12 protein-coding genes are annotated in these 12,710 nt (G+C 73.6%); 5 read left to right on the forward strand and 7 right to left on the reverse strand.

The window, feature by feature from the left end; all coding sequences use genetic code 11:
• Positions 1-92: 92 nt before the first annotated feature.
• The 7 genes from BXA10_RS27205 to rimP form a co-directional block, all read right to left on the reverse strand.
• On the reverse strand, positions 93-1,163 hold the full coding sequence (locus BXA10_RS27205) for a DHH family phosphoesterase (protein WP_076473695.1): 1,071 nt from the start codon (positions 1,161-1,163) through the stop codon (positions 93-95).
• On the reverse strand, positions 1,160-1,651 hold the full coding sequence (gene rbfA, locus BXA10_RS27210) for a 30S ribosome-binding factor RbfA (protein WP_076473696.1): 492 nt from the start codon (positions 1,649-1,651) through the stop codon (positions 1,160-1,162). The genes BXA10_RS27205 and rbfA overlap by 4 nt, the downstream gene beginning before the upstream one ends.
• Before the next feature lie 161 nt (positions 1,652-1,812).
• Positions 1,813-2,106 (reverse strand): DUF503 domain-containing protein, encoded by a 294-nt coding sequence (locus BXA10_RS27215; RefSeq protein ID WP_076473697.1) that lies wholly within the window; start codon positions 2,104-2,106, stop codon positions 1,813-1,815.
• Between the two features lie 90 nt (positions 2,107-2,196).
• Positions 2,197-5,223: a translation initiation factor IF-2 gene (gene infB, locus BXA10_RS27220; protein WP_076473698.1), complete on the reverse strand. Its 3,027-nt coding sequence runs from the start codon at positions 5,221-5,223 to the stop codon at positions 2,197-2,199.
• Positions 5,224-5,316: 93 nt separating this feature from the next.
• On the reverse strand, positions 5,317-5,649 hold the full coding sequence (locus tag BXA10_RS27225; RefSeq protein ID WP_076473699.1) for a YlxR family protein: 333 nt from the start codon (positions 5,647-5,649) through the stop codon (positions 5,317-5,319).
• 15 nt (positions 5,650-5,664) lie between these two features.
• A complete protein-coding gene (gene nusA / locus BXA10_RS27230) occupies positions 5,665-6,708 on the reverse strand; it encodes a transcription termination factor NusA (protein WP_076473700.1) in 1,044 nt (347 codons plus the stop codon).
• Positions 6,705-7,379 (reverse strand): ribosome maturation factor RimP, encoded by a 675-nt coding sequence (rimP, locus tag BXA10_RS27235; RefSeq protein WP_076473701.1) that lies wholly within the window; start codon positions 7,377-7,379, stop codon positions 6,705-6,707. Before rimP ends, nusA begins: the two co-directional genes overlap by 4 nt.
• Positions 7,380-7,609: 230 nt before the next feature.
• On the opposite strand from rimP, the gene BXA10_RS27240 reads away from it, so the two are divergent.
• The 5 genes from BXA10_RS27240 (at position 7,610) to BXA10_RS27260 (ending at position 12,700) form a co-directional block, all read left to right on the forward strand.
• Positions 7,610-8,059 (forward strand): hypothetical protein, encoded by a 450-nt coding sequence (locus tag BXA10_RS27240; RefSeq protein ID WP_076473726.1) that lies wholly within the window; start codon positions 7,610-7,612, stop codon positions 8,057-8,059.
• Positions 8,056-8,505 (forward strand): ferritin-like domain-containing protein, encoded by a 450-nt coding sequence (locus tag BXA10_RS27245; RefSeq protein ID WP_076473702.1) that lies wholly within the window; start codon positions 8,056-8,058, stop codon positions 8,503-8,505. Before BXA10_RS27240 ends, BXA10_RS27245 begins: the two co-directional genes overlap by 4 nt.
• Before the next feature lie 66 nt (positions 8,506-8,571).
• Positions 8,572-9,171 carry a PadR family transcriptional regulator gene (locus BXA10_RS27250; protein WP_076473703.1) on the forward strand — a complete coding sequence of 200 codons (600 nt, stop codon included), beginning with the start codon at positions 8,572-8,574 and terminating at the stop codon, positions 9,169-9,171.
• A gap of 5 nt (positions 9,172-9,176) precedes the next feature.
• Entirely contained in the window at positions 9,177-9,902 is a 726-nt protein-coding gene (locus BXA10_RS27255; RefSeq protein WP_076473704.1) for an ABC transporter ATP-binding protein, read from the forward strand.
• A complete protein-coding gene (locus tag BXA10_RS27260; protein ID WP_245828556.1) occupies positions 9,899-12,700 on the forward strand; it encodes an FtsX-like permease family protein in 2,802 nt (933 codons plus the stop codon). The genes BXA10_RS27255 and BXA10_RS27260 overlap by 4 nt, the downstream gene beginning before the upstream one ends.
• Positions 12,701-12,710 lie beyond the last annotated feature (10 nt).

The raw sequence follows: 12,710 nt of genomic DNA on the forward strand, positions 1-12,710 counted from the left end.
TCTCCCTGCGCTCGCCGCCTGCGGAAAGGCCGCCGGCACCGCAACACGCGGTGCCGGGCCGACGAGCACGATGCGACCGGGCCGAACCCGGATCAGGGGGCGGCGGGCGGGATCACGGCGTCGTCGAGCTGCCCGCGGATACGGTCGACGACCTCCTCGGCCGTACCCCTTCCGGTGAATCCGGCGGCGAAGCGGTGCCCGCCGCCGCCCAACGCGAGCGCCACGCGGCTCACGTCCACCGCGCCCTTGCTGCGCAGCGAGACCGCCCACTCGCCGGGCGCGGTCTGCTTCAGCACACAACTGACGTCCGCCTCGGCCGTGCAGCGCACCGAGTCGATCAACGCCTCGAGGACGTACGGGCGCTGATCGTGCCGGGCCAGATCGTCGAGGGTCGCCCAGGTCCAGACCAGTCCCCGACCGCCGGCCGGGGCCGGCTCGAGCCGGGCCCGTCCGAGCACCTCGCCGAAGAGCCGCACCGCACCGAACGGGCGGGTGTCGAAGACCCGCCGGGAGATGTCGCCGGGCCGGATGCCGGTGGCCAACAGCCGAGCGGCCAGGTGGTGCACCGCCGGGGTGGTGGCCTCGAAGCGGAACGAGCCGGTGTCGGTGGTGAGCGCGACGTAGAGGCACTCGGCGATCCCGGCGTCCAACCCGACGCCGAGCCGGGTCAGCAACTGCTCGGCGACCACCGAGGTGGCGGCCGCATGCGGGTCGACCAGGTTCACCCCGCCGAAGCGGGTGTTCGAAGCGTGGTGATCGAGCACCAGCGACGCACCGGCGGTGTCCAGGCGATCGACCAGTTCGCCGAGGCGGGACTCACTCGCCGCGTCGAAGCAGATCACCAGATCCGGATCCGGGTACGCCTCGGTCGCCGGCACCAGCAGCTCGAGTCCCGGCAGGCCCTGGAACGGCACGGGCACCTCCGGCGGGCCCGGGAAGGTCGCCTGCATTGCGCGTACGCCGAGCCGGCGCAGACCCAAGGCGAAGCCGAGCATGCTGCCCAGGGCGTCCCCGTCCGGATTCACGTGGCAGATCAGCAGCACCCGCGCGTCGGGTGACAGGTTCCGCAGCAGCGACTCGGCAGCCGCCCAGTCGCCCGCGCCCGGGCCGGAGTCGACCGGTGTCGCCTCGACGACGGCGGCCGTGCCGGACGACCCGCTCACCGCCGTTCCCCGCCGGCTGGCGGGTTGTCGTCCTCGGTGTCCTCGGCGTCCTCGGTGTCCGCGTCGTCGTCCTCGTCGAGCCGGTACGGCTGGGCGTCGCCCGCGTACTGGGCGCTGGCGGCGATCCGCTGCACCTCGGCGTCGGCACTGCGGGCCGCCGCGAGCAGGTCGTCGATGTGCTTGACCTGGTCCTGGACGTCGTCGAGGACGAAGGTCAGGGTCGGCGAGTGCCGTAGCCCGAGGGCCTTGCCCACCGTGCTGCGCAGCATGCCCTTCGCGCTCTCCAGCGCGGCGGCCGTGCCCGCCTGCGCGGCGGCGTCGCCGAGTACGGTGTAGAAGACCGTGGCGTCGCGCAGGTCAGCGGTGATCCGGGCGTCGGTGATGGTGATCATGCCGAGCCGCGGGTCCTTGATCTGGCTCCGCACCACCGACGCGACCAGTTCGCGCACCCGCTCCGCGTGCCGGCGTACCTTGGCCGGATCCGTCATCTCGCCACCTCCACGGTGTCCCGCTCCCGGCCGGGACACGGCCACCTGACGCGCCGCCGGCCCGACCGGCCAACATCTCGAACACTACCCGCGCGGTCTCCCCCGGCGCGCGGAGCCGGGGCGGCGCCACCGCGGGGGGCGACGCCGGCCATGGCCGCAGTTCAGTCGTCCTCGCCGTAGAGCCGACGACGGACCGACAGCAGTTCGGTCTCGGGACGGCCGGCGACCAGGCGCTCGCACGAGTCGAGCACCTCGCGGACGTGCGAGGCCTCGGCGGCCACCACGGCCACCGCCAACTGTGCCCGACCGTGCAGGTCGAGCGCCCCCACCTCGGCGGCGGAGACCTCGAAGCGGCGCAGTGCCGCGACGATTGGTCGTACGTACGATCTCTTCGCCTTGAGCGACCGGGAGTCGCCTGGCAGCAGCAGGTCGAAGACCGCGGTTCCGGTGAACATCGCCCCGGACGATACCCGCAGCCCACCCCGCATGATCAAGGGGTTTACGCCGGACGGCGTAAACCCCTTGATCAGCGTGTCAGTACGGGATCAGACGCGCGGCTTCTCCCGCATCTCGAAGGTCTCGATGATGTCGCCGACCTGGAAGTTGTTGAACCCTCCCAGGGTCAGACCACACTCGAAGCCCTCCCGGACCTCCGTGGCGTCGTCCTTGAACCGCTTCAACGAGTTGATCGTGAGGTTCTCGGCCACGACCGCCCCGTCCCGCAGCAGACGCGCCTTCGCGTTGCGGCGGATGAGACCGGAGCGGACGATACAACCGGCGATGTTGCCGATCTTGGACGAGCGGAACACGTCGCGGATCTCCGCGGTGCCGAGCTCGACCTCCTCGTACTCCGGCTTGAGCAGCCCCTTGAGCGCCGCGTCGATCTCCTCGATGGCCTGGTAGATGACGGTGTAGTACCGAATCTCCACGCCCTCGCGGTCGGCGATCTCCCGGACCTTGTTGGCAGCCCGAACGTTGAAGCCGATGATCGTGACCGCCTCGGTCGAGGCGCTCGCGAGCATGACGTCGCTCTCGGTGATCGCACCGACGCCCCGGTGGATGATCCTGAGCTGGACCTCTTCGGGGATGTCGAGGTTGAACAGCGCGTCCTCGAGAGCCTCCACGGAACCGGAGACGTCGCCCTTGAGCACCAGGTTGAGCGAGGTCTTCTCGCCCTCCTTGAGCTGCTCCATGAGCGTCTCGAGAGTGGCCCGGCCGCGCGAGTTGGCGAAGGACGCCGCCCGCCGCCGTGCCTGCCGCTGCTCGGCGATCTGCCGCACCGTGCGATCGTCCTCGGCCGCCAGGAACGTGTCACCCGCTCCAGGCACCGCGGTCAGACCGAGCACCAGCACCGGACGGGCCGGACCAGCCTCGGCCACCGCGTTGCCGTTCTCGTCGAGCATCGCCCGGACCCGGCCGTGCGCCCCACCGGCGACGATCGAGTCGCCCGCCCGCAGGGTGCCCTTCTGCACCAGCACCGTCGCCACCGCACCGCGGCCCTTGTCCAGGTGCGCCTCGATGGCCACACCCTGCGCCGGCCCGTCGATCGGAGCGGTCAGCTCCAGCGACGCGTCGGCGGTCAGCAGGACGGCCTCGAGCAGGTCCTCGATGCCGATGCCCGGCTTGGCGGCCACGTTGACGAACATGGTGTCGCCGCCGTACTCCTCGGCGACCAGTCCGTACTCGGTCAGCTGCTGGCGGACCTTGTCCGGGTTCGCCTCCGGCTTGTCGACCTTGTTGACCGCCACCACGATCGGCACGTCCGCCGCCTTGGCGTGGTTGAGCGCCTCGATCGTCTGAGGCATCACGCCGTCGTCGGCCGCGACCACCAGCACCACGATGTCGGTGACCTGGGCACCACGGGCACGCATGGCGGTGAACGCCTCGTGACCCGGGGTGTCGATGAAGGTGACCGCCCGGTCCTCGCCCTCGTGCGGGACGTGGACCTGGTAGGCGCCGATGTGCTGGGTGATGCCACCCGCCTCGCCGGCCACCACGTTCGCCTTGCGGATCGCGTCGAGCAGCTTGGTCTTACCGTGGTCGACGTGACCCATGACGGTCACCACCGGCGCACGGCTGACCAGGCGGTCCTCCGCGACCTCGGCGTCGAGGTCGATGTTGAACTGCGCGAGCAGCTCACGGTCCTCGTCCTCCGGGCTGACGATCTGCACGTTGAAGCCGAGGTGCTCACCCAGCAGCAGCAGGGTGTCGTCAGAGCAGGACTGGGTCGCCGTCACCATCTCGCCCAGGTTGAACATCTCCTGGACCAGCGAGCCCGGGTTCGCGTTGATCCGGTCGGCGAAGTCCGACAGCGAGGCGCCACGGGAGAGCCGGACGACCTGACCCTGACCCCGGGGGGCACCCGAGCTCATGGTCGGGGCCGACAGGTTGTCGAACTCCTGTCTGCGCTGCTTCTTGGACTTGCGGCCACGGGTCGGCCGACCACCCGGACGCCCGAAGGCACCCGCGGCGCCACCGCCACGGCCACGACCGCCGCCACCGGGGCGACCGCCGCCACCGGCCGGGGCACCCGGACGGAAACCGCCACCGGGAGCACCGCCACCGCCACCCGGACCGCCGCGGTAGCCACCGCCACCGCCGCCACCGGGACCGCCGCGGTAGCCACCGCCACCGCCGCCGCCACCGCCGGGACCGCCACGGAAGCCGCCGCCACCACCGGGACGACCTGCGCCGCCACCGGGGCCACCACGACCGCCACCGGGGCCGCCGGGGCGACCGGTGGTCGGGCGCTGGCTCGGCATGGAGGCCGGGCTGGGCCGCGGCGGCATGGAGGCCGGGCTGGGCCGCGGCGGCATGCCGGCCGGGCTCGGCCGGGGACCGCCGGCACCAGCGGCCGGCGGCCGCTGCTGCTGGCCGCCCTGGATGCCGAACGGGTTGTTACCGGCGCCGCGCGCCGGCGGACGACCGCCCGGTCGGGGACCCGGGCCCGGGGTCGGGCCACCGGGACGACCGGCGGCCGGGGTACCCGGACGCGGCGGTACCGCGTTCGGACCCGGACGCGGACCCGGACGGGGACCGCCCTCGGCCGGAGGCTCCCGGCGGACGTTCTCCCGCTGCTGCTGGCGGGCGGCCTGCGCGGCCTTGACCGCGGCCTCCTGCTCAGCCTTGAGAGCGGCGGCGCGCGCCTCGGCGGCCGCCACCTCGATGTCGTGCGCGCTCGCCGGCTTGGCGACCGGGGTCGCCGGCTGCGGCGGGCCGGGGACCGGGCCCTTGGGCTTCGGTCCAGGGGTAGCCGCGGCCGGCCGCCGGGGCGGCATGGGCCGAGCCGAGACCCGAGGGGTACCCGGGGTCGGCGCCGGCGTCGGCGTCGGGGATGGCGTCGGGGTCGGGGTCGGCGCCGGGCTCGGGGCGGCCGCCGCCGGGGCGGACGGCGCCGACGAACCACCGGCGGACGCGACGAATGCGCCCCGCAGCCGTCGGGCGACAGGCGCCTCGACGGTGCTGGACGCTGACTTCACGAACTCGCCCATCTCCTTGAGCTTGGCGAGAACGGTCTTGCTTTCGACCCCGAGCTCTTTCGCAAGCTCGTGTACGCGGGCCTTACCTGCCACTGCACTCCTCACTCCGAGGTCGTGCGGGCAGCACCCGCAGCGACCTCACTCGTGCACTTGAAGCCTGGTCATTTCTGCGACTTCATCGTGTGCTCATGTCGGTCGTCCTACCCTGCTAGCGACCCGCGCCCGGTCGGGTTGACCGGACGTCGTGGTTGGCGCATCGATGTGCTCCGCAAGCTCACCGTGGTCGAGGACCCCGGCGATGCGCAGCGCCCGCCCGAAGGCGCGCCGCCGCACTGCCAGCGCGAAGCAGGCCGGATCCGGGTGCATGTTCGCTCCCCGACCCGGCAGTCTGCGGGCTGGATCGGGTCGGAGACTGTAACCAGCCTCGTCGCCGACCGCCACGACCCGCAGCAGTTCGCCGGCCGGCGCTCGCCGCCGACAGCCCACACAGGTGCGCTCCGGCTGCGCGCGTCGTGCCACTGAGAAAGTCTACCCCTAGCTGCCGGAGATCGCGCTGCCCGGCTCCCGCACGTGATCAGCTCCGCTCCGACCCGCCGGTGCGGCCTGCTCCGCGTCTGAACGAATGTCGATGCGCCAACCGGTCAGACGGGCGGCCAAGCGGGCATTCTGCCCCTCCCGGCCGATCGCGAGCGAGAGCTGGAAGTCCGGCACGGTCACCCGGGCGGTCCGGGTGGCCAGGTCCACCACCTCGACCCGCAGGGCCTTGGCCGGCGACAACGCGTTACCGACGAAGGTGGCCGGGTCGTCCGACCAGTCGATGATGTCGATCTTCTCGCCGTGCAGTTCGCTCATCACGGCCCGGACCCGCTGACCCATCGGGCCGATGCAGGCGCCCTTGGCGTTGACACCCGGCGCGGTGGAGCGAACGGCGATCTTCGTACGGTGACCTGCCTCACGCGCGATCGCGCCGATCTCCACGGTGCCGTCGGCGATCTCCGGTACCTCGAGCGCGAAGAGCTTCTTCACCAGCCCCGGGTGGGACCGGGACAGGGTGATCTGCGGTCCGCGCAGGCCCTTGGCGACGTGCACCACGACGCACCGGATGCGCTCGCCGTGCACGTAACGCTCGCCGGGCACCTGCTCCGACTGCGGCAGGACACCCTCCAGCTTGCCCAGGTCGACGCTGACGATGCCCTTCTCCGCCCGCGCCTCGTGCGCCTGCACCACGCCGGTGACCAGGTCACCGTCCCGGCCCACGTACTCACCGAAGTGGGCCTCGTCGGTGGCCTCCCGCAGCCGCTGGAGGATCACCTGCTTGGCGGTCATTGCCGCGATCCGGCCGAAGTCGTGCGGAGTGTCGTCCCACTCCCGCACCACCGCGCCCTCGTCGTCCAGTTCCTGCGCGTACACCGAGGCCGCGCCGGACTTGCGGTCGATCTCCACTCGTGCGTGCGGCTCCGCGCCTTCGGTGTGCCGATACGCGGTGAGCAACGCGGTCTCAATCGCCGCGAGGATCGTGTCGAACGGGATCTCCCGCTCGCGCTCGAGTGCGCGCAGCGCCGCGAGGTCGATGTTCACCTCTCCTCGTCCTCCACATCTTCGTCGTCGATCTCGTCTGAATCACCGGTCTCGCCGGTGTCACCGAACTCGTCCGCCTCATCGATCTCGTCGAGGCGGCTGAACTCGACCTGCACCCGCCCGGGGCCGAGTTCGGCGTAGGCCCACTCCGCGCGGCCGGTGTCGGTCTCCAACACCACGCGCTCGTCGTCGGCCGCCACGATCCTGCCGGTCACCTGCCGGTCGCCGGCCGGCTGCTCACCACGCTGCTCCGGCAGCGCCGCCGCGGCCCGGGTGGTCACCTTGACCAGCCGGCCGACGTTGCGCCGCCAGTGTCGGGGCAGCGTGAGCGGCCGGTCCACACCCGGCGAGCTGACCTCCAGTTGGTACTCGCCGGCGACGATGTCACCGCCGGTCTCCTCCGCGGAGTCGAGCGCGGCGGAGACCGCCCGGGAGACGTCCGCGACGGCGTCCAGGTTGATCCCGCCGTCGGCGTCCACGATCACCCGCACCACGTGCCGTCGGCCGGCCCGGGAGACGGAGAGGTCCTCGAGGTCGTAGCCCGCCTCGGCGACCACCGGCTCGATCACGTCCCGCAACCGGTTGCGCCGGGCGGCGAGGTCGCCACCGCGGGGGCGCTCCGCGCCGCGGGGCCGCCCCGTCGACCTGGTCGCACGGCCACGCTGCGTCATCTCGCACCCTCTCCTACCAGACGGCGACCCTTGTCCCGCCCCATGCCGGCACGCCACCGGGGCGGACGCGCCCGGTGGCTGCGCAGAGCGTAACGCGCCGCGCTGCCACCCGGCCGGGCGGCGCACCGACAGCGATGCCCCACGTACCGCGGCGCATGGTGTTGACTTGTGCGGTGGTCAGAGGCACAAATGCACAGCGCATCGACGCATCACGGCATTCCCGGCGCAGTCTGCTGCGCACCGGAGGGCTGCTGGCCCTCGGTGCCGCGGCGGCACCGCTGACCGCCTGCGACCCCCTCGGCCGCGAGGAGGCGGGCCCCCGGCCGCCCGACCCGCTGCGGCCGCTGCTCGACGAGTCGCTGGCTCTCGCCGCCGCGTACCGGGACGCCGCCACGGCGCACGCCGACCTTGCCGCGCTGCTCGGCCCGATCGCCGAGGCGCACCAGGCGCACGCCGCCGAACTCGCCCGGGTTCTGGGTGTCGGCCTCCCGTCGGCCGGCGTGACACCGAGCAGCACCGCCGCCACCGACCCGGACGCCGCCATCGCCGACCTCCGACAGCGGGAACGCGTCGGCCGGGACGGCGCGCTGACGGCCTGCGCCGCCGCGCCCGCGGCCCGCGCCGCGCTCGTCGGCTCGATCGCGGCCGCCCGCGCCACCCATCTGGAGGCCCTCAAGTGAGCCAGCACAGCGCGCCGCCCACGCCCGCCGAGGCGCTCGCCGCGGCGCTCAGCGCCGAGTACGCGGCCATCTTCGCGTACGGTCCGATCGGCGTACGGCTCTCCGGCTCCGCTCGCACGGCCGCCCGGCAGGCCGAGGCCGCGCACCGGCGTCGCCGGGACGCGCTGGTCGTGCAGCTCAGTACGGCGGGCGCCACCGTTCCGCCGGACCAGGCCGGGTACACGCTGCCGTTCCCGATCACCGACCGGGCGAGCGCGCTGCGGCTGGCGATCGAGGTCGAGGAGCGCACGGCGGCGCACTGGCGGGCGGCGCTGGCCGCCACCAGCGGCAGCGACCGGGACCAGGCACTGGACGCCCTGGTCGACTACGCCGTGCAGGCCACCCGCTGGCGGCGGACGGCGAAGATCACCCCGCTGACCGTGCCGTTCCCCGGTCGACCCACCTGAGGCGCCCGGAGCGGCGCAGATCACCATCGGTTGCGGGTCGCATACCAGGTATGCATACTCCGGGCCATGTCCATCCGTCACGGGCTGCTCGCCCTGCTCGAACGCGGCCAGATGTACGGCTACCAGCTGCGGGCCGCGTTCGAGGAGTCGACCGGCTCGACCTGGCCGCTGAACATCGGACAGGTGTACACCACGCTCGCCCGTCTCGAGCGGGACGGGCTGGTGCGTTCGCTACCGGAGAGCGAAGCCGGGCAGCGCCCGTACGAGATCACCGACGCCGGCCGGGCCGACCTCACGCTGTGGTTCGCCACCCCGGTGAGCCGGACCGACCGGCCCCGCGACGAGCTGGCGATCAAGCTGGCCCTGGCACTCACCACCCCCGGCGTGGACGTACGTTCGGTGGTGCAGACCCAGCGCGCCGCGACCATGCGGACGTTGCAGGAGTTGACCCGGTTGAAGTACGCCAGCGACAAGCCCGAGGAGCTGCCCTGGCGGCTGGTGCTGGACGCCATGGTGTTCCAGGCCGAGGCCGAGGTGCGCTGGTTGGACCACTGTGAGACAAGCCTCGTGCGCTACCGGCCGAGCGTGCCCGGACGGCGACCGCCGGTCGAAGTGGACGGTTCCGCCGAGGCGGTGCCACCGACCGACGAGGAGGCCCGGCGGTGAGCGGAGTGGACGCCGTGGTCCTCGAGCTACGTGACGTCCACCGCACCCACGGCACCGGCCCGGCCGCCGTACACGCCCTGCGTGGGGTGAGTCTGGCCGTGCGGCCCGGCGAGCTGGTCGCCGTGATGGGGCCGTCCGGGTCGGGCAAGTCGACCCTGCTGGCGCTGGCCGGCGGCCTCGACAGTCCGACCGCCGGGGAAGTGCACGTCGACGGGCAACCGCTTGCCGCGCTCGATCGTCGCGGGCTGGCCCAGCTGCGCCGCCGCCGGGTCGGCTACATCTTCCAGGACCTCAACCTGCTGGGCAGCCTGACCGCGGTGGAGAACGTGGCGCTGCCACTGGAGCTCGACGGCACCGGGGTGCGGCGCGCCCGCGCGCTGGCCCTGGCCGCGCTCGCCGAGGTGGGCCTACCCGAACTGGGCGACCGTTTTCCGGAGCAGCTCTCCGGCGGCCAGCAGCAACGGGTGGCGATCGCCCGGGCGCTGGTCGGGGAACGGCGGTTGGTCCTGGCCGACGAGCCGACCGGCGCGTTGGACTCGCAGACCGGCGAGGCGGTGCTGCATCTGCTGCGCCGCCGGGTGGACGCCGGCGCGGCGGGACTGCTCGTCACCCACGAGGCACGGCACGCCGGCTGGGCGGACCGGGTGATCTTCCTACGCGACGGGGTGCTGGTCGACTCGACGGCACCGCTGAGCAGCGTCGAGCAGCTGTTGAGCGGCAGCGGCCGGTGACCGTACGCCCCGGCGGCCGTATCCGCCTCCGGGCCGGCTCGCGACCGGCGCTCCCACCGGGCCCGCCGCCGTCCGTCGTCGATGGCCGGCGGCGCGGCGCCGAACTGATCGGGTCGTGGCGGGCGGCGCTGCGTATCGCCCGCCGGGAGGCGCGACGGGCCCGCGGCCGCACCGGTCTGGTGCTGGCCATGATCACGCTGCCGGTGCTGGCGTCGACCTTCCTCGCGGCCAGCTACGACATGTCGGAGCTGACCCGCGACGAGCGGACCGCGCGCCAGCTCGGCGTCGCCGACGCCAAGCTGAACTGGGCCGGCGACTTCCCGGTCGTCCAGGACGAGTGGGGCGAGGACTGGTTTCCCCGCGACAAGGAGGCCCTGACCGCAGGCGTACCGCCCACCACCGAGGTGGTCACGCGGCTGCTCGGGCCGGGGAGCCGGGCCGCCGAGGTGCGCGGATGGACTCCGGTCGGCCTCCGGGTGGACGGCCGGAGGAACAGCTTCATCGGCCGGGCGCTCGACCTCAGCGATCCGCTCGCCCGGGGTGCGGCGCGGCTACCGCAGGGACGGGCCCCGGTCGCCGCCGGCGAGATAGCGGCGAACCGGGCCGCCCTACGGGACCTGCACGCACGGCTCGGGGACACGGTGCTCGGCGCGGACGGCGGCTCGTACCGCGTCGTCGGGGTGGTCGAGTTTCCGGACGACCTGGGCCCGCTCATCGCCCTGCACCCGTCCGCGGTTCCGCCCCCCGATCCCGGGAGCACCGAGACGAGCTGGCTGGTCGACCTGCCGAAGACGATGGACGCCGGCCTCGTCCAGCGACTCAACGAGCGGGGCTTCGTCGTCATCAGACATACCGGCGCCGAGGAGCACCCGTTCCTGCGCGCCTGGCCCGGCGCGGGCACCGCGGACATGAGCGCCCTGGGCACCGGCGTGCTGATCAGCGGGCTGGGCCTGCTGGAGGTGGTGCTGCTCGTCGGACCCGCCTTCGCGGTCGGCGTACGCCGGAGGCGCCGCGACCTCGCCCTGGTCGCGGTGGCCGGCGGGGATGCCGCACAGCTGCGCCGGGTGGTCCTGGCCGACGGGGTGGTGCTGGGTCTCCTCGGCGCCGCGGCGGGGCTGCTGCTCGGCGTCGCCACGGCGTTCGCCGCCCGTCCCCTCGTCGAGCAGTACGTCTTCGGTGCCCGCTTCGGCGGGTACCGCTGCTGGCCGGTGGCCCTGGTGGCGGTCGGCGGGGTCGCGGTGCTGGCCGGTGTGCTCGCCGCGCTGGCACCGGCCTGGACCGCGGCCCGGCAGGACGTGGTGGCCGGGTTGGCCGGCCGGCGTACTCCGCCCCGCGGCCACGGCCGCTGGTTGGCGCTCGGATCGGCTCTGACGGCCGGCGGCTCCATGATCGCCGCTTTCGGTGCCACCCAGAACCGCACCTGGGTGATTCTCATCGGTCTGATCCTCGGCGAGCTGGGCCTGGTCTTCTGCACCCCCACGCTGATCGGCCTGCTCGCCCGGCTCGGCCGGGCGTTGCCGCTGGCACCGCGGATCGCACTGCGCGACGCGAGCCGCAACCGGGCGTCCGCCGCACCCGCCATCTCCGCCGTGATGGCCGCCGTCGCCGCGAGCGTCGCGCTCGGCACCTACCTGGCCAGTGACTCGGCCCGGGACGCCAGGAACTTTCAGCCCGGCGTGCCCAGCGGGACGGCGCAGCTCTTCTGGACGGAGCAGGACGGTCGCCCGCCACCGCTCACCGAGGTCGCCTCGGCCGCCCGCGCCCACCTCGCCGCGGACATCGTGGCGCCGATGGACTTTCCGGGATGTGATCCGGCGCACCGACCGGCGGAAACCTGCTCGGTCGAACCGGTGCTGCCGCCAGATCAGGTCTGCCCCTGGCGGCCGGGCGACGGGCTGAGCGTGGAGCAGCGCCGCCTCGCCCGCGCCGACCCCCGCTGCCAACTCTCCGGCCCCGGCTTCGACAGCGAGTACGTCCAGGTCCTCGTGGACGACGGCACCGCGCTGCCGGTGCTCACCCGCGCCTCGGCGGAGCAGACCGCGACGGCCACCGCCGTGCTGCGGGCCGGTGGCGCGGTGGTGACCGATCCGCGCTACCTGCACCGGGGCTCCGTGGCGGTCGCGGTGGACCGGACCCTCCAGACCGAGGGGACGCAGCCCGCGGCCCGCACGGTGAGCGTGCTAACCGGCTACGCGCTGCCCGACGCCGTCGGGCCCACCCGGCTGCTGCTCTCCTCCGCGGCGGCCACCCGGCTCGGCCTGACCTGGTACACCCGGTCGTGGGCGATCCCGGTTCCGGACGCGCCCGACGAGGAACAGCAGCAACGGCTCGCCGAGGCGCTGCGGCCGTACGGCGAGTTCGTCCTGGATGTGAACCGGGGCCGGCCGTCCTCGAAGGACCCGCTGCTGCTCCTGCTCGTCGCCGCGGCAGGCATGATCACCGTGGGCGCGGCGGGGATCGCCACGGGGCTCGCCGCCGCCGAGGGCCGCGCCGATCTGTCCATCCTCGCCGCGGTCGGCGCCAGTCCGCAGGTACGCCGGATGCTCGCGCTCTGCCAGGCCGGAGTGATCGCCGGCCTCGGCTCGCTGCTCGGCATCGTGGCCGGCCTCGGCACCGCCGTCATCATCCTCAGCTCGCGTAACCGGCAGTACGCGGACACCTGGCCGATCCAGGATCCGTACCCGATCGTCGTGCCCTGGACGGCGCTCGGCGTCCTCGTGGTGGTGCCACTGGTGGCGATGCTCGGCGCAGGGCTGTTCACCCGGTCCCGGCTGCCGATCGAGCGCCGCCTCGACTGAGCCGTGCGGG

Source organism: Micromonospora avicenniae, from assembly GCF_900156065.1.
Classification (GTDB): Bacteria; Actinomycetota; Actinomycetes; order Mycobacteriales; family Micromonosporaceae; genus Micromonospora; species Micromonospora avicenniae.

Coding starts and splice junctions, on each gene's coding strand:
- rbfA (WP_076473696.1), bottom strand. CDS start 1,651: ATGACGGATCCGGCCAAGGTACGCCGGCACGCGGAGCGGGTGCGCGAA.
- rimP (WP_076473701.1), bottom strand. CDS start 7,379: ATGACGCAGCGTGGCCGTGCGACCAGGTCGACGGGGCGGCCCCGCGGC.
- BXA10_RS27250 (WP_076473703.1), top strand. CDS start 8,572: ATGTCCATCCGTCACGGGCTGCTCGCCCTGCTCGAACGCGGCCAGATG.
- BXA10_RS27215 (WP_076473697.1), bottom strand. CDS start 2,106: ATGTTCACCGGAACCGCGGTCTTCGACCTGCTGCTGCCAGGCGACTCC.